This window comes from Mesorhizobium sp. BR115XR7A (assembly GCF_020165315.1).
GTDB classification, from domain to species: domain Bacteria; phylum Pseudomonadota; class Alphaproteobacteria; order Rhizobiales; family Rhizobiaceae; genus Mesorhizobium; species Mesorhizobium australicum.
This window is the reverse complement of sequence record NZ_JAIUHW010000014.1, coordinates 101,684-125,902: the sequence shown is the minus strand read 5'-3', so window position 1 is coordinate 125,902 and position 24,219 is coordinate 101,684. Positions and strand designations below refer to the sequence as shown.

General features: G+C 59.7%; 23 protein-coding genes. 15 read left to right on the top strand and 8 right to left on the bottom strand.

Going from position 1 to position 24,219, the window contains the following annotated elements:
- Window positions 1–9: 9 nt before the first annotated feature.
- From LB557_RS26150 to LB557_RS26130, 5 genes are all read right to left on the bottom strand, one after another.
- On the bottom strand, window positions 10–1,116 hold the full coding sequence (locus tag LB557_RS26150; RefSeq protein WP_006333854.1) for an electron transfer flavoprotein subunit alpha/FixB family protein: 1,107 nt from the start codon (window positions 1,114–1,116) through the stop codon (window positions 10–12).
- A 20-nt stretch (window positions 1,117–1,136) separates the two neighbouring features.
- Entirely contained in the window at window positions 1,137–1,988 is an 852-nt protein-coding gene (locus LB557_RS26145) for an electron transfer flavoprotein subunit beta/FixA family protein (protein ID WP_027033177.1), read from the bottom strand.
- Window positions 1,989–2,170: 182 nt separating this feature from the next.
- The gene (nifW, locus tag LB557_RS26140) at window positions 2,171–2,554 is read right to left on the bottom strand and encodes a nitrogenase stabilizing/protective protein NifW (protein ID WP_006333852.1); all 384 of its coding nucleotides are present in this window, start codon (window positions 2,552–2,554) and stop codon (window positions 2,171–2,173) included.
- Window positions 2,535–3,791, bottom strand: a complete 1,257-nt coding sequence (nifS, locus tag LB557_RS26135) for a cysteine desulfurase NifS (RefSeq protein WP_027033178.1) — start codon at window positions 3,789–3,791, stop codon at window positions 2,535–2,537. Before nifS ends, nifW begins: the two co-directional genes overlap by 20 nt.
- Window positions 3,792–4,328: 537 nt before the next feature.
- Window positions 4,329–4,484: a hypothetical protein gene (locus LB557_RS26130; RefSeq protein ID WP_154674715.1), complete on the bottom strand. Its 156-nt coding sequence runs from the start codon at window positions 4,482–4,484 to the stop codon at window positions 4,329–4,331.
- Window positions 4,485–4,518: 34 nt separating this feature from the next.
- Here LB557_RS26130 and LB557_RS26125 point away from each other — a divergent pair, with 34 nt between their 5' ends.
- From LB557_RS26125 to LB557_RS26110, 4 genes are all read left to right on the top strand, one after another.
- Window positions 4,519–6,414 (top strand): ABC transporter ATP-binding protein, encoded by a 1,896-nt coding sequence (locus tag LB557_RS26125; RefSeq protein ID WP_161634538.1) that lies wholly within the window; start codon window positions 4,519–4,521, stop codon window positions 6,412–6,414.
- A gap of 631 nt (window positions 6,415–7,045) precedes the next feature.
- Window positions 7,046–7,249, top strand: coding sequence for a CCE_0567 family metalloprotein (locus LB557_RS26120; protein ID WP_027033180.1), 204 nt, complete (start codon window positions 7,046–7,048; stop codon window positions 7,247–7,249).
- Entirely contained in the window at window positions 7,246–7,563 is a 318-nt protein-coding gene (gene fdxB, locus LB557_RS26115) for a ferredoxin III, nif-specific (protein ID WP_006333844.1), read from the top strand. The genes LB557_RS26120 and fdxB overlap by 4 nt, the downstream gene beginning before the upstream one ends.
- On the top strand, window positions 7,560–8,213 hold the full coding sequence (locus LB557_RS26110) for a nitrogen fixation protein NifQ (RefSeq protein WP_027033181.1): 654 nt from the start codon (window positions 7,560–7,562) through the stop codon (window positions 8,211–8,213). The genes fdxB and LB557_RS26110 overlap by 4 nt, the downstream gene beginning before the upstream one ends.
- Here the strand turns inward: LB557_RS26110 and rpoN are convergent.
- The 3 genes from rpoN to LB557_RS26095 all read right to left on the bottom strand — a co-directional run bounded on the left by rpoN (window position 8,210) and on the right by LB557_RS26095 (window position 11,605).
- Window positions 8,210–9,664: an RNA polymerase factor sigma-54 gene (rpoN, locus tag LB557_RS26105; protein WP_051371151.1), complete on the bottom strand. Its 1,455-nt coding sequence runs from the start codon at window positions 9,662–9,664 to the stop codon at window positions 8,210–8,212. The two genes, LB557_RS26110 and rpoN, sit on opposite strands and share 4 nt — an antisense overlap.
- Window positions 9,665–9,738: 74 nt before the next feature.
- Window positions 9,739–10,287, bottom strand: a complete 549-nt coding sequence (locus LB557_RS26100; protein ID WP_027033182.1) for a peroxiredoxin — start codon at window positions 10,285–10,287, stop codon at window positions 9,739–9,741.
- A 1,117-nt stretch (window positions 10,288–11,404) separates the two neighbouring features.
- Window positions 11,405–11,605: a hypothetical protein gene (locus LB557_RS26095; protein WP_027033183.1), complete on the bottom strand. Its 201-nt coding sequence runs from the start codon at window positions 11,603–11,605 to the stop codon at window positions 11,405–11,407.
- Between the two features lie 166 nt (window positions 11,606–11,771).
- On the opposite strand from LB557_RS26095, the gene LB557_RS26090 reads away from it, so the two are divergent.
- The 11 genes from LB557_RS26090 (at window position 11,772) to asnB (ending at window position 24,097) form a co-directional block, all read left to right on the top strand.
- A complete protein-coding gene (locus tag LB557_RS26090) occupies window positions 11,772–12,989 on the top strand; it encodes a cytochrome P450 (RefSeq protein WP_027033184.1) in 1,218 nt (405 codons plus the stop codon).
- 38 nt (window positions 12,990–13,027) lie between these two features.
- Window positions 13,028–13,273, top strand: a complete 246-nt coding sequence (locus tag LB557_RS26085) for a ferredoxin (RefSeq protein ID WP_027033185.1) — start codon at window positions 13,028–13,030, stop codon at window positions 13,271–13,273.
- A gap of 211 nt (window positions 13,274–13,484) precedes the next feature.
- Window positions 13,485–14,024: a nuclear transport factor 2 family protein gene (locus LB557_RS26080; protein ID WP_027033186.1), complete on the top strand. Its 540-nt coding sequence runs from the start codon at window positions 13,485–13,487 to the stop codon at window positions 14,022–14,024.
- Window positions 14,025–14,207: 183 nt separating this feature from the next.
- Window positions 14,208–15,848 carry an SDR family oxidoreductase gene (locus LB557_RS26075; RefSeq protein ID WP_027033187.1) on the top strand — a complete coding sequence of 547 codons (1,641 nt, stop codon included), beginning with the start codon at window positions 14,208–14,210 and terminating at the stop codon, window positions 15,846–15,848.
- A 250-nt stretch (window positions 15,849–16,098) separates the two neighbouring features.
- The gene (locus LB557_RS26070; protein ID WP_027033188.1) at window positions 16,099–17,142 is read left to right on the top strand and encodes an LLM class flavin-dependent oxidoreductase; all 1,044 of its coding nucleotides are present in this window, start codon (window positions 16,099–16,101) and stop codon (window positions 17,140–17,142) included.
- A gap of 508 nt (window positions 17,143–17,650) precedes the next feature.
- Window positions 17,651–18,559 (top strand): phosphoenolpyruvate mutase, encoded by a 909-nt coding sequence (gene aepX / locus LB557_RS26065; RefSeq protein WP_027033189.1) that lies wholly within the window; start codon window positions 17,651–17,653, stop codon window positions 18,557–18,559.
- 47 nt (window positions 18,560–18,606) lie between these two features.
- On the top strand, window positions 18,607–19,797 hold the full coding sequence (locus LB557_RS26060) for an aminotransferase class I/II-fold pyridoxal phosphate-dependent enzyme (protein ID WP_006333830.1): 1,191 nt from the start codon (window positions 18,607–18,609) through the stop codon (window positions 19,795–19,797).
- Window positions 19,798–19,827: 30 nt separating this feature from the next.
- Window positions 19,828–20,646, top strand: a complete 819-nt coding sequence (locus tag LB557_RS26055; protein ID WP_006333828.1) for a phosphocholine cytidylyltransferase family protein — start codon at window positions 19,828–19,830, stop codon at window positions 20,644–20,646.
- Window positions 20,643–21,245, top strand: coding sequence for a phosphatidylcholine/phosphatidylserine synthase (locus LB557_RS26050; protein ID WP_006333822.1), 603 nt, complete (start codon window positions 20,643–20,645; stop codon window positions 21,243–21,245). The genes LB557_RS26055 and LB557_RS26050 overlap by 4 nt, the downstream gene beginning before the upstream one ends.
- 12 nt (window positions 21,246–21,257) lie before the next feature.
- Window positions 21,258–22,172 (top strand): class I SAM-dependent methyltransferase, encoded by a 915-nt coding sequence (locus LB557_RS26045; RefSeq protein WP_006333821.1) that lies wholly within the window; start codon window positions 21,258–21,260, stop codon window positions 22,170–22,172.
- 32 nt (window positions 22,173–22,204) lie between these two features.
- Window positions 22,205–24,097: an asparagine synthase (glutamine-hydrolyzing) gene (gene asnB, locus LB557_RS26040; RefSeq protein ID WP_027033190.1), complete on the top strand. Its 1,893-nt coding sequence runs from the start codon at window positions 22,205–22,207 to the stop codon at window positions 24,095–24,097.
- The last annotated feature ends 122 nt before the right edge of the window (window positions 24,098–24,219 follow it).

The window sequence follows — 24,219 nt, the reverse complement described above, 5'->3', positions numbered from 1 at the left end:
CCTCTCCCTTTAGCTCGCAAGCTTGTCGTGGCTGTGCGGCGACAGCCGCCGGGTGAAAGCTTCCGTCAATGCCGGCAGGAAACGGATTGCGTCGGTGACGATGCCGAGATGGGCAAATTCGAAGATCGGGGCGTTCGGGTCGGTGTTGATGGCCACGATCAAATCAGCCCCCTCCACGCCAACCCGATGCTGAATGGCGCCGGAAATCCCGGCCGCTATGTAAAGCTTTGGCCGGATGGTCTTGCCAGTTTGGCCAACCTGCCGATCGGCAGGCATCCAGCCCTTCTGGACCAACGGGCGCGAACAGCCATATTCGGCGCCGATTGCCCGCGCTAGATTCTTCACAAGCTGCAAATTCTCCGCTGAGCCGAGACCGAGGCCTCCGGCAACCACGATGTCGGCGTAGGCGAGATTTGCCTTTGCCGATTGGCGATCGAGGTTGAAGCCAAGGACTTTAGTGATGATCTCTTCCTCGGTCATTGACAGCTTGTGCCGGATGACACGCCCGACCGGCTTGTCCGTCCGCGGTGGCATGGCCATAACCCTCGGTCGTACCGTGGCCATCTGCGGCCGGTAGTTGAGCGTATAGATCGTGCATAGCAAGGAACCGCCGAAAGTCGGACGGGTCGCGGCGAGCGAACCGTCGACATCTACATCGAGTTCGGTACAGTCGGCAGTGAGCCCTGTCAGCAAGGTCGTCGCTACTGAGCCAGCGAGATCCCTGCCGAGCGTGGTCGCACCGAGAAGCAGGATCTCCGGTTTGTGGGTATTGACCAGATCCGTCATCGCCTTGGTGAAAGGCTCGTTGCGATAGTCGGCAAGCAGCGGTGCCTCGACGAGGTAGACAAGGTCGGCGCCGTAAGCAAAGGCCTCGGCAACGGCATGCTGCGTGGCCTCGCCCGGCGGTCCGAGCACGATCCCCGCAAGCTGGATGCCTAGCTTGTCGGCGAGCTTGCGGCCTTCGCCAAGCAGTTCGAAGGACACGGGATGGACCTCGCCGCGTTCCAGTTCGATGAAAACCCAGACGTGCCGATAGTCCCTAAAGTGCTCAGGCAATTCCCTCTTGATGCCGGCACGGCCGGCGGAAGGAGGGGCTTCGCGGTTCGCGTTCGACATCATCTCTCCTTGCCGTCCCGTCACTGGCCGCCGTCGAAGGCGAGTTCGTGTTCCAGCGCTGGCTGGCGGGTAAAGATTGCGGCGATCAGTTCGTCAGCGAGGTCGTGCTGCGTCTTGTCGGTCATGTCGATCTGCGTCGCCTTTTCCGCCTTCGTGGTTGGGGCGAAAACGCGCTTGACGACCGTCGGCGAGCCGCGCAGGCCGCATTTGTTGAGGTCCTCAATGCCAGCTTCGGCCGCGCTCCATTTCACGATCTGGCTGCGCGCGGCGCGCATGGCGTCGTCGAGCGAGCCCCTGCGGATTTCGTTGGTGCCTTCCAGCATTGTGATGAGGCAAGGCAGCCTGCTTTTCAGCATCTGCGTACCGCCTTCCGAACGGCGCTTGACGGTGATCTCGCGCGCATCGACATCGATAGAGTCGATCTTCGCCACATAGGTGAACTGCAGGAGGCCGAGGCGCTTGGCGATGCCGGGCCCGACCTGGGCGGTATCGCCGTCAATCGTCTGCTTGCCGGCGAAGACGATGTCCGGCGCGCCGAAGGTCTCGGCAATTCTCACGATTGCCCGAGAAAGCGCGAAGGAGGTCGCCAGCGTGTCGGAGCCGGCAAAACAGCGGTCGGTCAAGAGTACCGCTCGGTCGGCGCCATAGGTGAGCGCCTTGCGCAGCGCATCTTCTGCCATCGGCGGACCCATCGTAAGCACGGTGACCTCGCCGCCATGGGCGCCGCGCAATTTCAGTGCCTCTTCGAGGGCGAACAGGTCGTAAGGGTTGATGATGGTCGGCACGCCCTGGCGCATGATCGTGTTCGTCACCGGGTGGACACGTATCTGCGCGGAGTCCGGCACCTGCTTGATACAGATTACAATGTGCATTGCGTCTTTCTCGGCTCCAATCCGCAAGCGGCCCTGGCGTTCATCTCCTTCGCAGCATCATTCGTGCCAACCATTTTGCGTTGCTCTGTTCCTTTTGACATGGGTTGTTTTCTTCCGAAGGTGCCGTCGTGATGACCGGGTTTGTCGGCTTTTCGACATTGTCGCGTCGCACTCGTGTCGCGTTATTCTGTCCCGAACCGCCTCAGGATCGACTCGAACGGGACAAAGGTGTGGTCCCGAGTGGCCGGTTTGTCGGGATCGTGCTCTTTGAGCACCTTGAAGACCCGTTGGGTGAGTGGCGAGGATGTCGCGAAATCCTCATAAGCGCGTTCCAACGTCGCACGCGCCCGCGCGGCGATCACCCCGTCGGGAAGGCCGGCGAAATCCTCTTCAGCGAGATATTGGCCCATGCGCTTCAGGATATGCAGCCGTGAGACATTGAGCACCTTCGGATCATAAGAGATGCCAAGGGCTGCGAAGAACTCCTCCGCAGCCGACAGGCTCTTCAGCCGGGCGAGGATGTCGGTGACATCGATGGCGCGGCTTTCAGCGAAACAACTGCGCATTGCATTCTCCTGGGCCGGAAACGGTGGTCGGGTTTGCCTTGTCGCCCAGGCCTGGAGCTGATTGAAGTCCTCTCGCCTGGCTGGCAGATGGGGAAAGCTCACGCAGCTTCTTAACGATCCCGGGCATGACCTCGAGCACGCGGTCGACGTCCTCCTCGCCGTTGTTGCGCGAAAAGGAGAAACGGATTGCCCCGTGTGCCGCGCTATTGGGGATGTTCATCGCCACCAAGACGTGGCTCGGCTCCAGCGAGCCGCAGGCGCAAGCAGAGCCGGAGGAGCAGGCGATGCCCTCGCGATTAAGGAAATGCAGTATGCCCTCACCTTCGATATCTCCAAAGGCGATGTTTGCGGTGTTCGGCAACCGCTTTAGCAAATCGCCGGCGACGAAGGCGTGTGGGATGCGCTGGAGAAGTTCCTTCTCCAGGCGGTCGCGCAACGCCTTTACCCGTGTGTTCGCGTCGTCCATGAATTTCAAGGCAAGATCGGCTGCCACGCCGAGACCGACGATGCCTGGCGTATTCTCCGTGCCGGCGCGGCGGTTGCCCTCCTGGCCTCCCCCCTTGATCAGCGGACAGAAGCGCACGCCGCGTTTTACATAAAGTGCGCCGACCCCTTTCGGTCCGTGTAATTTATGACCGGAGAGAGACAGCATATCGATTGCCGTCGATTTCAAGTCGATCGCAAGCTTGCCGACCGCTTGCACCGCGTCGGTATGAAAAAGGGCGCCGACTTCCTTGGCCAACTCAGCAAGCTCGACCACCGGGAAGATCGTTCCGGTCTCGTTGTTCGCCGACATGATCGAGACGATCGCCACGCGCGGGGTGAGGGCGGCCTTATAAGTGTCGAGGTCGAGCCGGCCGTGGCGATCCACCGGGATCCTATGCACCTTGATGCCGCGCGTCTTCTCAAGGTGGGCGCAAAGCGTCAGCACGGCCGAATGCTCGACTGCGGAAGTCACGATCTCTGTGCGCTCAGGCATCACCTCGAGCGCAGAAAGGATCGCGGCGTTGTCGCTTTCCGTCCCGCCCGAGGTGAAGGTGATCTCGTCCTCGAACTCCGCTCCGATCAGCGTTTGCACCCGCAGGCGCGCCTTTCTCACCGCCGCCCCGGCGGAAGCGCCAAAATCGTGGCTCGACGAAGGGTTGCCGAATTGGTCGGTAAAAAACGGCAGCACTGCTTGAACGACTTCAGGATCGACCCGTGTCGTTGCGTTGTTGTCCAGATAAACAGGTCTCATGGATGTGATCCTTCTGCTGAGCGCAATCACACAAGGCGCACGCCCGGTCTGTCATGATGATGATGATGATGATGATGGTTAGCCGAAGGAGTTGCCGCCGCCACATTCGGCCTGCGCGCTTCTTGGCGCCGGCGCGGCAACCCGCCTCGACCTTGGTGCGCCAGCGTTGCGCCGGCTCGGCCCCCGGCAAGCGCGGTCTTTAGGCCACGGCGTTTTCGGTGCGCTTGATCATGGACTGTCTCTCCTTCAGGCCGGACGCGTTCGCGAACAGCTACGCATGGACCGTGCCAAAGAAGGGAATCATTTCAAAACAACATGATGGCTCTAACACTGCTATGTCGCATGTCCGACATCGGCGGGAATTGTTCAACGCGGAACGCCGTTGAATCGGGCGGGCGTAGATTCCGCCTCGCGTGAGGAGCAATCCTGTCGGGCCGTTCGCCAAGGATGCCCGCGCGACCGAGGCGTCCTGTCGGGTTTGTCGCGTGCGCGACACGGCACTGTTACGCCCCCGTTGCCCTGCTGAGATCTCGTTTGTCATTGTAGAATATGCAGAAAATTCTTCTGAGCTTCTTTCTGAGCCTTTGGCGCGGCTTTTGCGGTTCTCTCCTCGTAGGGCAGCGCGTGCCCGCGGCCGATATTCATCTCGCGGGTGACATCGCGATCGATGGAACGAAGGAAAGAAAGCAACATGTCAGGTCCAGATCAGCCACCCGCATTCCGAGCGATGTTTTCGTCCTCACGCAGACCTTCCATTTCGGGTTTCTTGAGACCGAGCGGCCTGCTGCGCTCGTACAAAGCCACGCGGCGTTTTCACATCGATCTACGCGGCGCCGCCTTTCGCGACGTTTTCGCCTTCACCATGCGCCACTGGAGCAAGCAGCCGGTCCGGCTCGCGATCATTATGATCGCGGTGCTGGTGGCAACGCTCCTTGACGTTCTGACGCCGCTCTATTCCGGACGGCTCGTAAACGCGGTCGCCCAAGGAGCGGCAGCCGACGCCGTCGTGTGGGATGCGGCTCTTGCGGCCTTTTCAATGTTGATCGCGCTCGCACTCGGCGCCGTCGTCATGCGCAACATCGCCTTCATTGCCGTCAATGACTTCATTCTGAAGATGATGTCGGACATCGCCAGCGACGCGTTCCATCGCGTCCAGCGCTTTTCGACCGATTGGCATGCGAAAACCTTCGCCGGCTCTACGGTGCGCAAGATCACGCGCGGCATGTGGGCGTTCTGCCTCCTTAACGACACGATCCTTCTTGCCTTGTTCCCGTCGCTTATCATGCTCGTGGGGTCGAGCGTTCTGCTCGGCTGGTATTGGCCGATGATGGGGCTGATCATCGCTTGCGGCTCGGTTGGCTATGTGGCGCTGATCATTATCCTGTCGCTCGGCTATGTGGCGCCAGCCGCAAACCTCGCCAACAACTGGGATACGAGGCTTGGCGGCTCGCTTGCGGACGCGATCAGCTGTAACGCGGTGGTCAAAGGCTTCGGCGCCGAGGTGCGGGAAGATCATCGCCTTGCGAAAGTCATCTCCAAGTGGCGGCACCGCACCCTCCGGACCTGGGTGCGCGGGACGGTCAGTGCTGCATTCCAGGGGATCATGCTTCTTGCGATGAGAGCGGCTTTGATTGGCTATGCCTTATTTTTGTGGTCGCGCGGCCAGACTACCCCAGGTGACATCGCCTTGGTGCTCGCCTCTTTCACCGTCCTATATGGCTACTTGCGTGATGTTTCCATACACGTGCGCAACATCCAGCGCTCTGTAAATGAGATGGAGGAACTGGTCCAAACCTACAGCCAGCCGCCCGACGTGGCCGATGATCCGGGCGCCAAGCCGATCCGGATCACGAAGGGTCACATCGATTTTGAGAGCGTCCACTTCCACTACGGCAATCATTGGTCGCCCTTTTACAGCGACTTGTCGATTTCGATTGAGGCCGGCGCGCGGGTCGGTCTGGTCGGCCCCTCTGGCTCCGGCAAGACCACCTTCGTCAAGCTCATCCAGCGGCTTTACGACCTGGATGCTGGACGAATCTTGATCGATGGGCAGGACATTTCGCGGGTGACGCAGGGTTCGCTACGCTCGCAGATCGCGATCGTACAGCAGGAGCCCCTCCTGTTCCACCGCTCGCTGGCCGAGAACATAGCCTATGGGCGGCCGGGTGCTTCTCGGTCCGATGTCGAGCAGGCGGCGCGGCTCGCCAGCGCGCATGACTTCATTGCGCGCCTGCCGAACGGCTACGGTACGCTGGTCGGCGAACGCGGCGTGAAGCTCTCAGGCGGCGAGCGCCAGCGTGTGGCGATAGCGCGCGCCTTCCTCGCCGATGCCCCGATCCTCATTCTGGACGAGGCGACATCAAGCCTCGACTCGGAATCGGAGGTGCTGATCCAGAAGGCGATGGAGCGGCTCATGGTCGGGCGCACCACGCTCGTCATTGCGCACCGGCTCTCGACGGTGCGGGCACTCGACCGGCTGCTTGTCTTCGACCGTGGTTGCATCACCGAGCAGGGCGACCATGACGCGCTGATCCGTCGCGACGGCATCTACCGCCGCCTGTTCGAGCGGCAGGCCTTGGAACTGACAAAGGGGTGGGATGAGACCAATGTGCAACACGGTTGAACGCGGCGTGAATTCAGCTTGCCTCCCCAGCAATCCTGTCGGGCCGTTCCTGAACGGGCGGCCCCAACCTGTCGTCGGGTTTGTCCAATCCACGACACGCTTGGTGCCGGCCTGTCTTCCTGACGCGCTCTTGAGCAAACCAATGAATGGGATGAAGACAATTTTTTATGAGCTGCGTCCTGCGTTCCCGGCACGGCGCTTGGGGCTTCCTCCTGAGGCGGCGGCCGCCGCGCGATCATTTAGATCCTGGTTGATGCGATCAATGGAGCGAAGGAAAGCAACGCGCCGGGTCCACGCGAGATCCGCCTTCTCTGGCATATGGGTGTCGCCAAATCGACACCCTCACAATATGCGCTCACCGCCCGCGTCGACGTCGGGAACAAGATCTTGATTGTCGTCTGCGCTCAACCGCTCTTATGCCGAACTCGAGGTGCAGGATACGGACCTGCGTCTCGCCGCGCGGGATTGCATAAGCTGGCTGCAGCGTCTCGCCTACCATCGGCATCACCGGCTCGGCTTCGAGACGTTCCGGAAACCCGCCGAGGCCGGCGCGCCGGCGATGCGGTCGTGGCCATCGAAGCGCGTCCCGACATGGCGCGGGCGTAACGACCGGCTTGCGAGGAAGGGGATCATGTCAGACCTTGCGCTGTTGCAGAAGAAGGTCCGCAAGCTGCAGTCGCGCGCGGGAGCCGCCAAGATGGAATTGCACGACCTTGCCGAGGACCTTCCGGTCAACTGGACCGAGATCGAGGCGGTCGCCTGGAAAGCCTTCGAGGTTTTTGCCGAGTTGGATGCGGCAAAGGAAGAACTCGCAGCGTTGGAGAATTCACAATGACGGGCGCTTTCGTCACCCGCGACGGCTCTCCCTGGACGCCGCACTATCTGACGGCGATCGATGGCGCGACCTGCATCGGCTGCGGCCGCTGCTTCAAGGTCTGCTCGCGCGAGGTCATGCACCTTCATGGCGTCGATGACGCAGGCGAAATCCTCGGCATCTGCGCGGGCGAGGACGACGACTTCGACGGCGAGCTCAACCGCATGGTCATGATCGTCGACCATGCCGGCCGCTGCATCGGCTGCGGCGCCTGCGGCCGCGTCTGCCCGAAGAACTGCCAGACCCACCTTGCGGCCGACAAGCTTGCTGCATGAGCTGGGGACAAGACCAGCAGAACGGCGCCACATTCGCCCATCACCGTGGCTGTTTCAGCACCAGCCAATGGCCGCCGACAGACCAGGCGGCGGCGTTCGACCGGCATGTGCTTGCCTGTGTTTTCTACCTCGCGTTCGAGGAGGTCGAGGCCGGCAAGGCGACCGCGACCGAAGCAACCGGCCTTTCGCGTGCCGACCTGCGAGATGTCATGACACGCTATTTCCCGGCTGTTCCCGTCAACGCCTTCGCGCTGGAAAAGCTGACCGATCCCGAGCCGGATATGGAGGAAGGGCTTCTGCGCGGCTTGCTTATTGGGCATGCCAGACCAGGCGATCCGGCGAGCACCCTCTTCGCCAAGATCATCGCCAGGCGCAGTTTGCGCAATGACCATCTGTGGCAGGACCTTGGCCTTTTCAATCGGGCCGAACTCAGCCGCTTAATGGCCAGGCATTTCCCGGCGCTGGCGGCCGGCAACACCAAAAACATGAAATGGAAGAAGTATTTCTATCGTAAGCTCTGCGAGGCTGAAGGCTTTTCGCTATGCACCGCGCCCAGTTGTCAGGAATGCGGCGATTTCGAAAGCTGTTTTGGCCCGGAGGAAGGCGAAAGCCATTTGGCACGGATCAAGAACGGGTTCGCTTTGGATTAAGAGCTGCTTTCGTCGCCGCCGCCGTCCGGGCTTGATTGGCATCGAAGCCGCACGCGCTTTTCCCGGCGACGTCGCGCGGAGGACGGGATGTTCAGCGCCTCACGATATTTCGCAACGGTGCGGCGAGCAATGTCGATCCCGGTTTCCTTGAGCCGCGTGGCGATGTCGTCGTCGGAAAGCACTTCGTCGGGCAATTCCACGGCAACCATCGCCTTGATTTGATGGCGCACAGCTTCGGCGGAGTACGCGTCGCCGCCTTCGGAGGAGCCGATCGCGACAGTGAAAAAATACTTCAGTTCGAACACGCCGCGCGGGGTCAGCATGTACTTGTTCGACGTTACCCGGCTTACCGTCGACTGGTGCACGTTGATCGCATCCGCGACAGTCCTGAGATTGAGAGGCCGCAGGTGGGCGACCCCATGTTCAAAAAAGGCGTCCTGCTGGCGGATGATTTCAGCCGCTACCTTGAGGATCGTCTTGGCGCGCTGATCAAGGCTGCGGATTAGCCAGTTCGCGTTTTGGAGGCATTCGTTGAGAAATGACTGGTCTTTCGAATTTTGGGCGCTTAGGCGGGAGACCTGGGCAAAATAGTTTTGGTTCATCAGCAGCCTGGGCAGCGTGTCTGGATTGAGTTCGATTTGCCACCCACCTCCGGGAGAGGGCTGGACCAAGACGTCGGGAATGATCGATTCAGGCCCTCCGGATTGGAATCGATTTCCAGGCTTGGGATCGAGCGCGCGGATTTCGTGCAACATGTCGAGAAGGTCGTCTTCATCGACACCGCAATGGCGCTTCAATGATTGAAAATCGCGTCGCGCCAGCGCTTCAAGATTGGCGACCAGCGCTGCCATTGCCGGGTCGAATCTGTCTAGCTGCCGCAATTGTATCTCAAGGCATTCGCTGAGAGTTCGCGCAAAAATACCCGGTGGATCGAACTGCTGCAAGGTTCCGAGAACCCGTTCCACAACAGCCTCCCGGACATTCAGGCTGCGGGCCAGTTCCGCAAGGTTCACCGGAAGGTATCCGGTGTCTTCCAGATGACCGGCAAGCTCGCCAGCTATTCGCCGCTCCAGCGGCGCGAATGCGCTGAGAGCGATCTGACGAGCGACATGGTCGTGCAATGTTTCGATGGACGTCCAGGTATCTTCGAACGCATGGTTTCCCCCCGGTTGGACATTGTTTTTGCCGCGGATTGATTTCCACTGCGAGGCCTGATCCGATATTCCGCCCGTGGTCGGCCCGATGCGCGGCTTCCCGGCCGAAATCGACGGAATGTCCTTCGGCGCCCGGTTTGATGCCCGTTCCAGAAAGGGGTTCTTCTCGATTTCCTGCTCGACGAACTGATGCAGTTCGGGATGCGCCAGTTGCAACAGGCGAATGGATTCCATCATTTGCGGCGTCAAAACCAACGATTGCTTCTGACGCTGAAGCAGGCTTGCTGAGGACTCCATGGTTAGCGTGAAACTCCTACCGAGCGACCCTTCGCCTTGTGCAAGGGGATTTTCGAGACGTTGACTCGTCTAGATCATGCAGCCGTCACGGCTTTGGCGGCTCTCAGCGTTTCAAGGACGTTCTGCGGCGACGATACGCCATAGGGGTCGGCCTCGCTGTTGTCGCAGAAACCGTTCTCCTCGAAGCACTGCTCCACTACGCCATTGTTGATCACGGCAGCGTAGCGCCAGGAGCGCATGCCGAAGCCGAGATTGTCCTTGGCAACCAGCATGCCCATCTTGCGGGTGAATTCGCCCGAGCCGTCTGGTATGAGCTGGACTTTCTTCAGCCCCAGGGCCTTGCCCCACGCATTCATGACGAACGCATCGTTGACGGAAACGCAGTAGATCGCGTCAATTCCCTCCTTCTCGAACTCGTCGTAGAGCATTTCGAAATCGGGCAACTGCAAGGTCGAGCAGGTCGGGGTGAAGGCACCGGGCAGCGAGAACAGGATGATGCGCTTGCCGCTGAAATAGTCGTCGGATGTCTTGTCTTCCCAGCGGTACGGGTTTGGCCCCTCGATGGACTCATCGCGAACACGCGTGCGAAAGGTGACAAAAGGAACCTTTTTTTTGACCGTCATCAATGTGCTCCTGGAGGAAAACTGGTGCGCTGCTTTTTCGGTTGAAACTGACACGGCATCGACCGCGGCCGGCAATTCGGTCGAGCGCCGCGCGTTTTGCGTCGACCTTGGATCAGCCATGGCAAAACCGCTCGCGAGCACGGGCGTTCTCGATTTGTGGCGGCACGAGAACGGTTTCACTACGCGCTTGTACGGGGCGTCGCGATGTCAGCAATGGTCTTACTCCTGGCCACCTTGTGATGGGTTCTGCCGAGTACGACGCAAGCGCCGTGCCATTTGATTTTAGGCTGGGGGTTCACACTGTTTTTTGCAGCGACACTCTTTGCCTTGAGCGGCCAAGACCGTGCCTTCGCCGAGAGCGAGCGCGCCCATAATCATCTGATCGTGAGCTCTGGGCAGAGGAGATCCCGTTTATGCGTATCAAGCCGCGCCCCCTCTTTGTCCGAAGCTGGACAAAAATGTCGGAAGTCGGACCGGAGGGTCGCCGGGTCGCCGGGTCGGCGAACACGTGGCTCGTATTCGAAGCGAAAATCTGGGCTCAAACTCGGAACGAGGGACAGGAGTCGATCGGGGTTAACCTGACGAGGGTCCCTATGGCCTCCGTTCTCAGGATTGAGACGGCTGACAGGCCCACGCGCTTCGCCCTACCGACGCCCGCGAGACCGCTTCGAAATCGACAACGGGTACAAAAAAGCCAGCACGTCCATTAGCAAGCTGGCCATGCCCATCTTCCTGAACTGCGCTTGCGTGAGGCGGGCACGGTCCTGAAGTGACGGGAAGACCGCCTTGTGCTCTCGGAGCATTTTGAAGCTGCCGCGACTTTGCCGTCGGGTTTGTCATGTCCGGGACACGGCTTTGCTCCGCCAGGCTTGCGGCTGCGCATTCGTTCAAGCTGTTGAATGATATGTAGAAAATCTCCTGCAGGGCTCTTTCCGCGCCGTTGGCACGACTTTTGAAGCTCTCATGTGAGACGGCAGGAGATACCGACTGGCGTCCATTCGTGAGTGCTCAATGCAATGAAGGAAGACGACATGTCAGGTCAGCGTCAGTTCAGTTTCTATCCGAAACGGGCATTGCCCGCGGAATGCAATATCGACCGGCGTGACTGGCGTCACCGTCACAACCGCCCGGCACCGGCCAATGGCCACCGATCGACCTGCAGATACGGTTCGACCAGAATGTGCTTGCTCCTGTCCTCTCGCCGGCGCTTGAGGAGACCGGCGAGCACTTCGGCGGCCAGCCGGTCTTTCGCGTGCCGCGCTGCGGATATCCTCGAAGAGATGATCGACCCCGAACCGCTGTGGAGCAAGAGCTTCATTCCGGTTCGCCGTTCGAAGCTGGAAAACGCCGCGTCTCCGACGATTTCGCTCGTCGGCTCTTTGGCGGACAGGCAGCGGTCTGGCCAAGAGGGCAACAAGCTTGCTGGATGGCCAAGATGCCATGGTGCGCGGCCTGGTTAGTGGTTAGACGGCAGGAGAAATGCAATGGCGATCAACCCGGTTCCAGATCATGTCCCGCCCGAAATGGTGAGAGACTTCAGCCTGTTCACATCGCCAGGCATGCCACCAACGCCCAACGGGGATCCACACGCAGCCGTCGCTTGCGCCCATGACGGGCCTCCGATCTTCTATTCCCCCTACAACACGCAAGATGGCCGGGGCACCTGGGTCATCACCCGCGCCGCAGACCAGCGTAAGGTGCTGCAGGACACTGAAACTTTTTCCAGCCATCGCAGCATCTTCTCCTCCATACTGGGCGAAACCTGGCCGACGATCCCGCTTGAGCTCGATCCACCGGCCCATGGCGCATTTCGCTCACTGCTCAGTCCGCTGCTTTCGCCCAAGCGGGTGACGGCACTGGAACCGGCTGTCCGTGAGCGAGCGATAGCCCTGATCGACCGGATCACCGCATCGGCCACGAGCTGCGACGTCATGAAGGATTTTGCCTTTCCGTTCACTGTCAGCATCTTCCTTCGCTTTCTGGGGTTGCCGGATCAGGGACTCGATACATTTGTCGGCTGGGCGAAAGATCTGCTCCACGGCGACGATGTGGAACGACCTGTGGCTGCCCGCAAGATTGTGGCTTTCATCGATGAACTTGCAACCAATCGCCGCAAGGATCCGGTCGACGATCTCATGACCTTCATCGTGCAGGCACAGATCGAAGGCCGCCGGCTAACCGACGGGGAGATCCGTGGCATCGGCGTGCTTGTGTTCGTCGCGGGACTTGACACTGTCGCAGCAGCTATTGGCTTTGACCTGGCTTATCTAGCGCGCAACCTCAAGGATCAGGAACTGCTGCGCAGCGAACCGGACCGCATCCTGCTCGCAACCGAAGAGTTGCTGCGGGCCTATCCGCCCATTCAGTTGATCCGCGTGGCTACGAAAGATATCGACTTCGAAGGCGCGCCGATCCGAAAGGGAGACTATGTTTCGTGCGCCACGATGATTGCAAATCGCGACCCGGAGGAATTCGAATCCCCCAACACGGTCGATCTGGCGCGAGAGCACAACCGCCACGCCGCCTTTGGCTATGGTCCCCACCGTTGCCTTGGCTCACACCTTGCCCGGCGCGAGATTGTCATTGGCCTGGAGGAGTGGCTGGCGCGCATACCGACCTTCCGGATCAAGGAGGGTACAGCGCCCATCACCTGTGGCGGCCATGTGTTCGGGATCGAAAATCTGATCTTGGACTGGTCATGACCATCGCCGAGCCATGCCAAGACAATGGAGGCAGCGCTATGCGCATTATCGTCCACAATGCCAAATGCCAGGGTCACGCGCGATGCTGGGCGCAAGCGCCGGACATCTTCAAGCTTGATGACGATGGCTACATCCTGCCCGGTGACATTCAGGTTGCGGAGGGGGAGCAACTGCTTGCGTCACAAGGCGCGCGATCCTGCCCCGAACGTGCGCTGGAAGTCGATCGCACATCGGCAGCGCGGTTCGGACCAGCCGCCATGCAACCAAGAACTGGGGAAGCTTAGGTGGAATCGACGAGACGTGGCCCCACACCGCAAAGCAAGATGTCCGGCCGCTTCCCTGCCTACCTTCTCTCCGGCGTCGAGACCTCAATGACACGCACGCAACACGTGAAGTTCGTCTCCGTTCTGGCTTCTTCAGTTGCCGATCGGTTCGACCTTGCACGCACCTAGAGGCACGAAACGCCTCTTCCAATCTCAAATTTGCGACAGAGCGATGGGCCAGGCAAAAATCACCGAACTGCGCGACCGCGAGGCGATCCGCGACTGCCTTTATCGGTACTGCCGCGGCATAGACCGCGCGGATGAGGCTGCGCTGCGCAGTGCATATTGGCCCGATGCGCATGACAATCACGGTGCCTATCGCGGCTCAGCCGAGGGCTTCTTTGAGTTTGCGCTTGGTCTCTTCAAAACCGGACCGCGCTTAATCCACCAGATCACGAACGTCTTGATCGAATTCATCGACCCGCCGGAGGCAGTGGTCGAAAGCTATTTCACCGCGCTGCAACGCGGACCAGACAATGACGGAGAAGCACGCCAGGTGCTTCTCTGCGGCCGTTACTGCGATCTTTTTCAGAAGAGGGAAGGGGCGTGGCGCATCGCCGAACGGACCGTCGTTTACGATTGGATCGAAGAGCAGACCCCACCAGCGGTCCCCGAGGCAGAACGGTTCGGCTTGCGGCAACCGATCGGAGCAGCGCATCCCAATGACCCGGTTTACGCGCTCAGGAAGCGCCGCAGCTCGTCATCAAAATGAAAATGCCATGCATGTCACCACAATGCTTTCCAAGGCTCCCAATTGCGGAGCCGCGTCGCGGGAGCGGTCGCGGAACGCAACACGTCTACCCGGTATGGAAACTCGCCGTCACCAGGACGTCCGCGACCGGTCTTGCGGCTGACTCGCGTCGATATCTCTGACGCTGGCTGCGGAGAGGTTCATATGAAGCAGGCAGGACGGGTCGTCATCATAACGGGAGCGGCAGGCGGAATCGGCCGTGCGCTGGTCGAGATCGTTGCCGCCGATGGAGACATCGTCGTTGCGGTGGACCTTCCTGGCAGCGGCGTTCTTGAACTGGCCGGCGGTCTCGGCCATCCGCATCTGGGCCTCGAATGCGATGTCTCACGAGAAGAGGACATTGTCGCCCTATACGGCCACATCGAAGCGCAGTTCGCGAAAATCGATGTTCTCGTCAACAACGCGGCGATAGGACCCGCCATGGCTGCGACTATCGACACCGGTTTCGAGGCCTTCCGACGCGTGCTGGCAACAAATCTGATCGGGCCTTTCATCATGGCCGGCGAAGCGGCGAGCCGCATGCAGCCCGGCGCTGCCATTGTCAACGTCGCTTCGCTGGCGGGCGTGCTCGGCAATCCCAAGCGCAACGCCTATGCCAGCTCGAAGGCAGGCTTGATCGCTCTCACGAGATCGCTTGCATGCGAGTGGGCCTCGCGCGGCATCCGCGTAACGGCGGTAGCGCCAGGATACGTGCGCACGCCGATGGTGGCGGAACTGGAACGTGCGGGCAAGATGGACCTCGCGGCCGTGCGCCGCCGCGTGCCCATGGGGCGAATGGCGCGCCCCGACGAGATCGCTCGGGCCGTGCGTTTTTTGGCCAGCGCACAGACGGGCTACATCACAGGATCGGTGCTGACGGTCGACGGCGGTTGGATGTCGTTCAACCAGCCGGGCGACGCGCACCCGCCGGTCGACGAGACGCCTCGAGCCGAACTCTTCCGGCCGGCCGAACGAACTGGCGCGCGCACAGTGGTCGTGACGGGCGGCGCGAACGGTATAGGCGCCGCCGTCGTTCGCCGCTTTGCCGCGAACTCCGACACAGTCGTGATTGCTGATAAAGATGGTGCTGGGGCGGCAGAACTCGCTGGTTTGCTGGGCGGCAGGCACGTGGCGAAATCCGCCGACTTGGCGGTCGAGAGCGAGGTGGTGGCCCTGTTCGAGGAAATACGGGGGCGCTTCGGTCGCATCGAGATCCTCGTCAACTGTGCTGCTATTGCCGATACGTTTGTGCGAGGGATCGAAATCCCGCGACAGATCGAGCGGGTACTGGACGTCAATCTCACCGGCACCTTCACCTGCGCGCGCGAGGCGATCAAGTCGATGGACGCCGGCGGCGTAATCCTCAATCTTGGATCGATCAATAGTTTCCTGCCCTTCGTGCCGCGCCATGCCTATGGGGCGTCCAGGGCGGGTATGAACATTCTGACCCGGTGCATGGCGGCCGAACTCGGGTCGGTCGGCATCCGAACGGCCACCGTCGCTCTTGGCTATATCCGTACGCCTGACATTGCTCAGCTGATCGAGTCCGGCTGCATCGATTCCGTAGCGATCAAACGGCGCATCCCGATGGGGCGGATGGGAGAGCCCGAAGACGTCGCCGAGGCAGTGTTCTTTCTGGCCTCGCCTGATGCCTCATACGTAAACGGCTCGACCCTCTACGTGGACGGCGGCTTGACCTCGTTGGCTGACGCGCGAAACGCCCAGCCAACCGATCAAGAAAATCCAACCGAATGTTCGCCGGCGACCGGTTGCGGTTCGTCGAAGCCGACGAGGTTCGAGGATTGAGACTGCGGCTGCAAGGCACGTGCCAAGCACGGCTTGCCAAGTGATCGTCTTCATCGGTGACGGAAAACTCGTCATCAGGGTCGAATCACTAGCCAGGTTTTGGCGCTTGCCTGCGGCCGCCGAACGATAAGCGGCTTTGCGCAAGATCGTCGACTACGTCGCCGCCAGGCCGGATCGATACCGCGGCCCACCCGCAATCGGCACAAGTCGAAGGCTTGATTGGCCACTTTGTGTAAACGAGGGACACGCCATGGAATTCGCGACGTTCATCTTGGCGGCCCAGCGAGGCTATCATCAATCGTGCGACAGCGTCATCGGTAATTCCATAGAACAGACAATCGCTTCGGAGCAGGCTGGCTTCAACACCGCTTGGTTCGCCGAGCACCACTTCAACAATTACAGCCTGGTTCCCTCGCCCTTGATGATGGTGGCGCACTGTGCTGGCCTTACGAGCACCATTCGCCTTGGCACCGGTGTGTGTGTGCTGCCGCTATATCAACCGCAGCGCCTGCTCTCCGAGATCGGCTTTGCCGATATCGTTTCGAACGGCCGCCTCGAACTCGGCGTCGGCTCGGGATACCAGCAGTTCGAGTTCGAGCGCTTCGGCGTCGATGTCGATCAGGCGCCGGCCGTGTTTGCGGAATACCTGGATATCCTTCTCAAGGGCCTTAACCAGAAGGTCTTCGAGCACAATGGCCAGTATGAGAAAATACCTTTAACGGCGATTTCGCTGCGCACCATCCAAAGGCCAGCCCCACCGATCTGGATCGCCTGCGGGTCCGCGCGAAGCATGTGCCGGGCCTATCGTGAGGGCCACAATCTTTTCGTCACGGCGTTCCACAACGGCTTGGAAAACTTGAGAACGCTGCGTGAGACCATCGAGGCAGCAGCGGCCTCGCGGGGTAAGGATGTCACTGCCGCCAAGGTAGGGCTTCTGCGCTGCTGCTATGCCAGCGACGATCAGGCGGAGTTCGACAGCTATCTCGACAACGCCCGCTTCCAGCGCCGGCTATCTGAAGCACTTCATCAGCGCCGCCAGCAGAGCCGGGACGGCTATCTGCTGCAGGAAACACCGACGAAGCAGGATCTGTCGTTCGAGACCATGCGCCAGAACCTGCCGATCGGCAGCGTAAGTCGCGTCATCGATCGCCTGCTGGAAGAGATAAGTATCCTGAAGCCGGACCAGATCGCAATTCAGACCCAATTGGGAGATTTCGACCAAAAGACGATGCTACGCCAGATTGAGCTCTGGGGAGACAAGATCATTCCAGCGATCAACAAGTCGCTTGGTTAGGTCAAGGCTTGAAGCTTGGGGCGGGCCCCTGGGGGTGTTGAAATCTCGTATGCCGATGCTCGACACTTCGTCCATGAGGCATGGGTAAATAATCAAGCCGACTGGCGATTGCCGGGATCGAAGACCAACGTCGTCCGTCCTTGCCTGCACGGACCGCCGGTCTTCCGCTCCCTGGCCATCTCGCTTGAGACCGTTGATCGGCAGCCCGGAACGGCCGCCATGGCGTAGACGAATAGCCACTCCCGCGACCCTTCTTGTGTCCGAAGTTGGACGAGGATGTCGGAAGCCCGACAAATGGTCGAGAGGGGACCTGGCGCGCCGGTATGGAGAACTGGTGCGGCGCAGGTGGTTCGCCAATTCGGCACGCGCCTTGCTTCATTGATTCTGTATGGGTGCACGACAGTGGCGGATCGCCAATCGGCGGGCAGAGCGTGCGTCACTGAAAGTACTTCGTGCGGCAGCGATGACAGGCTTGTCGGCTGGATAGCGTTGGTGGAGGTGAGACCGCATGGTGGAGAGGCAGTCTGGTGCGCAGACGCGAGAGAGCTTGCGCCGAATGATCGCGTCCAGTGAACTCGCCTTCGCAATGGAGGCTCATGACGGCCTTTCGGCGGCGATTGCCGAGCGCGCTGGCTTCAAGGCGCTCTGGGCGTCCGGCCTCTCGATTTCATCCAGTCTCGGATATCGAGATGCGAACGAAGCTTCCTGGTCCCAACTCGTCGATGTCGTTGAGCGAATTTCCGACACGGTGGACATTCCAGTCCTCGTCGACGGGGACAGCGGGTTCGGGAACTTCAACAATGCCCGTTTGGTCGCCCGCAAGCTGCGCCAACATGGCGCGAGCGGCATATGTCTCGAGGACACGGCGTTCCCGAAAATGAACTCGTTCATCGGTGATCGGCACCCGTTGGCCGATATTCCCGAGTTCTGCGGCCGGCTTAAGGCGGTGAAGGACCAAGTGCCGGATGCGGAGTTCGTTCTGGTCGCCCGGATCGAGGCGCTCATCGCCGGCCGCGGAGAGGATGAGGCGCTGGCGCGAGCACAAGCCTACGCTGAGGCCGGCGCCGATGCTATTCTGATTCATTCCCGCAAGTCCAACGCTGAGCAGATTTTCGCCTTCACGCGCGCCTGGCAGAACCACCTTCCGGTCGTGATCGTGCCTACGAAATATTACCGCACACCGGTCTCCGCGTATCGGGCGGCCGGAATCTCCACGGTCATATGGGCGAACCATAACATGCGCGCGGCGATCTCGGCCATGCGCCAGGTCTGCGACCGCATCCTCCGCGAAGAAAGTATCGCCGGTATCGAGGACGAGGTGGCGACGCTCGACGAACTCTTCGATCTCCTCAACTACCAGGAACTCTCAGCGGCGGAAGAGAAATATCTGCCGCAGACGGCGACCAGCGTGCGGTAGCAGGCCCAGCCCGTCTTTTGAAAAGCAAAACGAAAACAGGAGCGCACATGCTTGCGCATCGGACAAATCTGTTCGGTACATCGGGTACCGCCGCGGCGCGCGCTGCCGCAAAAGCGGCGGCCGATGCTGGCAAGGAGATCATCGATCTGACCGCCGGCGAGATCTGGAGCGAGCTTGCACCCACGATTCGCGACGGCGCGATCGACGCCATCAATAAGGGCGTCAATCGCTACACTGATAGCGTTGGCATGGTGGAGTTGCGCGAGGCACTGGCGCGGAAGATCTCCCTCGATACCGGACAGATCTGGAAGGCCGAGGAAGTTGCCGTGACGTCCGGAGCGAAGCAGGCCTTGTTCAATGCCGCAATGGTGCTGCTAAATCCGGGCGACGAGGTCATCATCCCGGCGCCCTACTGGACAACGTTTCCGGCCCAGGTGCTAATCGCCGGCGGCACACCGGTCTTCGTCGACACCAAGTCCAACGGTTACGTCCCGCGCCCCGAACACATCAAGGAGGCGGTCACCGAACGCACGCGGGCGATCGTCGTCAACACGCCCAGCAATCCGGCCGGTGCGGTCTACGATGTTGAGACTCTGATGGCCATCGCTGAATTGGCGGTCAGCCGCAACCTGTGGATCATTTTCGACGAGTGCTATGGTGACTTCGTGCATGGGGGTCATACCCACCATCCGATCGTCTCGGTCGCTCCCGAAATTCGAGCACGCGCGCTGATCGTCAACTCCTTCAGCAAATCGCTAGCATTGACCGGCTGGCGCATCGGTTATCTGGCGGGTCCAAAAGGGGTGATCAATGCCGTCAAGGCCCTGCAATCGCACACCACTTCGAATCCAAACGTAATTGCCCAGCACGCGGTGCTCGCCCATTTGCAAAGGGGTGGCTCGGACTATGAAGGCAAGCTGCGTTCACGCCTGACAAGCGCCAGACGGGTCGGTCTCGACGTGCTTTCTTCGTTGACGCGTGTCCCGGTCGCCAGGGCGCAAGGGGGCTTTTATTTCTATCTCGACCTTTCCCATCTGCTGCGACCGGGAGCGGAAGACGGCGCCTCAACGACAGCCGACGATATCGTGACGGGTCTGCTTGCCGAAGCTGGCGTCGCAGCTGTGTCGGGCACCGCGTTCGGCGACCCCGCCGGCCTGCGCCTGTCCTATGGAATTCCACCTGAAAAACTCGCGACCGGCCTGGCCCGGCTCGTCGAATTCCTCAACGCCTGGAAATGACACCGCAACACAACGAAAGAGGTGAATGAGATGCCTCCCGCTGCTCCCAGGAAAGCCGTCATTCTCGCTGCCGGCTTCGGCTCCCGCCTGCGTCCGCTGACCGATCTGTGTCCCAAGCCCCTCGTCGAAGTCAACGGCACACCGATACTTCACAATGCACTGTGGAACCTTCAGGCGGTGGGAGTCGAAGAGGTAACGATTGTTGTCGGCTATCGCAAGGATGCCATACGCCATGCCTGTGGCAAACGCTTCGGCAGACTTGAAATCAACTATGTCGAGTCCTCGGTCTTCGACAAGACAGGGAGCGCCTACTCGCTCTGGCTGGCACGCGACACGCTTCTTTCCGGCGACTGTTATCTCCTCGAAGGTGACGTCTTCTTCGAAGAAGATGCGCTGCGCCACCTGATCAGGGTGGAGGCGGCCAATGCCGCCGCGGTCGCGCCGTTCGATCCATCCATGGAAGGGTCCGCGGCCGTCCTTTCCGGCAACGGCTTCATATCCGAAGTCCGGTTGAAGCAGACGGCAGCAAATCTGGCATCAGGCACCCCGGTGCTCTTCAAGATGATGAACCTCATCCGGTTCTCTGGCGCCGAACTCCAAACGGTGATCGTCCCGGTCCTCCACGACCTGATCGGCTCGGGCGCGATCAAAGCCTATACGGAGGAGTTGCTCGCGCATCTCATCGAGCAGCGCGGGCTGCAACTCGCCGCGGCGCGATGTGACGATTTGCGATGGTACGAGATCGACAGTGAACAGGACCTGCGGGTGGCGGAAAGAATTTTCGCCCTCGAGCGACCTCACAGACACAGTGCCGGCGCGCCGGCCGCCGTTGCGGGGGTAGGAGGATGATCCGCTATCTGTTCGATGCTGCAAATGCCATTACGGCCCTTGGGCTGATCTTGGCCACCACGGCGATCTACTTTGCTTTGATCGGGCGCTTCGAGATTGGCATCTGTTTCGGCTTGTGGGCTCTTTTGGCGGATGATGCCGACGGCATGGTTGCGAAGAGTTCCCCGAACCGGTCCGCTTTGATGGCACAGCTGGGTGGCACGTTGGACGGGCTGCTTGATTTGGTCTACGCAGCCGTCTTTCCAGCGGTTCTCATTTTGTCCTTCAACGCGTTCTCCGTTCCCGCATTGTTGGCTGCCAATTGCCTCATCCTGTCAGGGGCTCTGCGCCTCAGCTATTTTTCGACGTTCGGACTGGACGCTGACGGATTCGGCAGAGGATTGCCGTTGAACAATAACCTCTTCGTGTTGGCATTGCTGTTCGTCGCCGACCGTCACTTGCCGGTGAAGGGCCTGGGCAACCTATTGATCGGTGCAGGGTTTGTGCTGTCGGTCCTGCATCTTTCAAACTTCAAATTTCCGGGTACCGGCAGTGCGTTGCGCTTGGGCAACCTTACACTCGCCGCAGCCGGATCTGTCGCCTTGCTCACAAAGCTATAGGGAAGAGAATACATGGAAAACTCTTTCGAGATCGAAACTCGCACCGTCTTTGATCGCTACCAGCGCCAGCAGGAGAATGACGACCACATATTCGACAGGTTGGTCTCTCTAATCGAGGAGGAATATTTCGGCCTGCCAACCGGCAGCTTCCGCGGCCTTGATGTCCTGGACGCGGGCTGCGGCTCCAACGCGAATGCGTCCTATGCGTTTCTCGACAAGGGGGCACGAAACGTTGTTTCGCTTGAATTGAGCAATGATTGGATGGATTGCGCGCGCAAACGGCTCAGCCGATTTGGGCCGCGCTCGGAACTGGTCGCTGGTAGTGTGCTCGATCTGCCGTTTGACGACTTCAGTTTTGATTTTGTCCATTGCGCAGGGGTTTTGCCGCACACCAGCAATCCGAAAAAAGGCTTTGAAGAGCTTGCCCGTGTAACCCGCCCCGGCGGCAGCTTCTTTTTGACGATTATGGGTACCGCCAACGGCGTCATTTACCGATGCATCAATCACTTGCGAGAACTCTACCAAAGCGACGAGCAATTCCGCAGTTCCATTGACAATCTGGATGCATCCACCGCACGCGAAGCCATCAACTGGATCTTGAGAATAAAGGACGGCGAAGAGAAGGAATATATACCTGGCGAAAACGAATTCTTTCGGAGTCTTTTTGATGATGATTTGTTCGTGACGATCCGGGATCGCTTCCAGGCGCCGACCTATCACGAGTTCGCCTTCACAGAGGCTCAAATCCGAGGTTGGTATGGCGAGTGCGGCTTCGAGAAAATCCGCAGGATCTCAAGATATACGAGAAATTTCCATAACCTTCGGCGTTTTCTCGCTCCGATGTACCGTCATTATGACCACCCGCTGGCCCGCTTCTGGTTCGGCGATGGCTGCATCCAGATGATCGGCGAAAAGCCGAGCACGTAGTCGGCGTTATTCGTGCCAAGAGAGCGACCCCAATGTGCGGAATCTTTGGGATAGTCCTCAAAAACGAGGGAACACCCGTTTGTGCTGCGGCCGTTGAGCGTTGCGCTGACGCTCTCGCTCATCGCGGACCTGATGCCAGCGGCCTATACATTAATCAATCGGTAGCATTCGCGCATCGACGGCTATCGATTGTCGACGCTCATTCTCGAGCCAATCAGCCCTATCGCGATGCCAATACCGGAGTGGTGGTAACGTACAACGGCGAGATATTCAACTATCGGGAAATTAAAGCTGAATTGAGGGATATGGGCTTTTCCTTTTCGACGGTGTCCGACACCGAGGTTCTAATTCTTAGCTATATTGCTTGGGGAAAGTCATTCCTAAATCGCCTTGACGGGATATTTGCCTTCGCGCTTTTCGATCCACGGAAATCGCTTGTTCTCATCGCCCGAGATCGTTTGGGGGTAAAACCCCTCTACTACACGATTTGCGATGTTGGGCTTCTGTTTGCGTCGCAGCCGAACGCTCTCATTCGCTGGCCGGGCGTAATGCACGGACCTGACATGATCGGCGCGCTCAGCTTTCTATCCTATCGCGCGGTTGTCGGCGCCAGAACGCTGTTCGCCGGGATCTCCAAGTTAGAGCCCGGACATCTCCTCGAAATAAGAAATGGGCGACACACGTCCGAACGTTGGTGGAATCTGTCCGCGCGAATTTCGCGATCGAAGCCGGACTATTCCGACATAAGGAGACTATTTGGAAGCGCCGTCGAACGTCAGCTGGTGGCTGACGTACCGGTCGCCGCATTGTTGTCCGGTGGACTTGACTCGAGCATCCTGGCCTATGAGGCATCCGCTCGCTCCCAAATCCGTCCGGTCTGCTATACCGGCAAGGTCGAGACCCCCGATTATGACGAAACGGCCTATGCGATGGAGGTCGCCGCCGAATTCGGGCTCACTCACCGGGTCGTCCCAATTGGAGAACCTTCCGATATCAACGCTGTAGCGGAGCTGGTTCGCCTGCGTGGACATCCGCTTGGAATGCATAACGAAACCGCCATGTTCACGCTCGCAAAGGCGATTTCGAAGGAGCACAAAGTCGTACTCACGGGCGAGGGCGCCGATGAGATTTTTGCTGGTTACAGCCGATTGTTCCGTACACCGTATGATTACAACCGAAGCAAAATCATCACCGCATTGCCACCTGCTCTTGCTCAGATCGCACGTCGACGCCTTGGACTCGGCGTCCATTGCAGTCAGCTGCAGTTCTTCCTGGAGCGCTATAGCTACTTCCCGGCTGATGAGATCCGTTCACTTGCTATCGATGGCCAGATGCGAACCGAGCACGAGATGGAGCTCTTCGATCATTTCTCGACTCAATTTGCGGAGGCGGGCGGAGATTTCTTTAGCAAGATCTCATATGTTCTCGTCTCTACGCATTTGCCCGCGTTGCTGGAAATGGTTGACAACACCACAATGGCAGCTGGGCTTGAAGCTCGCGTCCCCTATACCGATCACCAGCTCGTCACCGCCGCAATGGCGATGCCCGGCTCCCAGCGGTTGAGGTGGAGGTCTCCAATCGCTTCGGCCCAGGCACTTTGGCATCCGGTTGCTTCCTTCAGTGAACGTCTCGACGTCTCAAAATACCCCTTGCGAAGGGAATACCGGAGCGTCTTGCCCAAATCTGTTCTATCTCGCAAAAAGATGGGATTTCCGCTTCCATTGGGCCAGTGGGCCGTGGGCGAGGGAGCAACGGAATATCGAAGGCTGTTGTTTGATAAGGACTCTCCGCTGGGAGATTTGTTCGACCCTGCTGCTTTGCGGCGTTGGTTCAAGGCCGGACGACGAAATCCTTCAGATTCGTTTGGCCGGAAGTTCTGGCTGCTGGCCAACCTTGGGATATTCTTCAAAGAGGTATTCTCATGACGAATATCCGAGCCCCCTATAAGCTCCGGATGACGCCGATATGAACGCATACGGACATTTCGATCGCCTGTTCGTCGTTTTCATTTGGGGATGGAGGGGCTTCCATTCGTACTTTTTGCGTC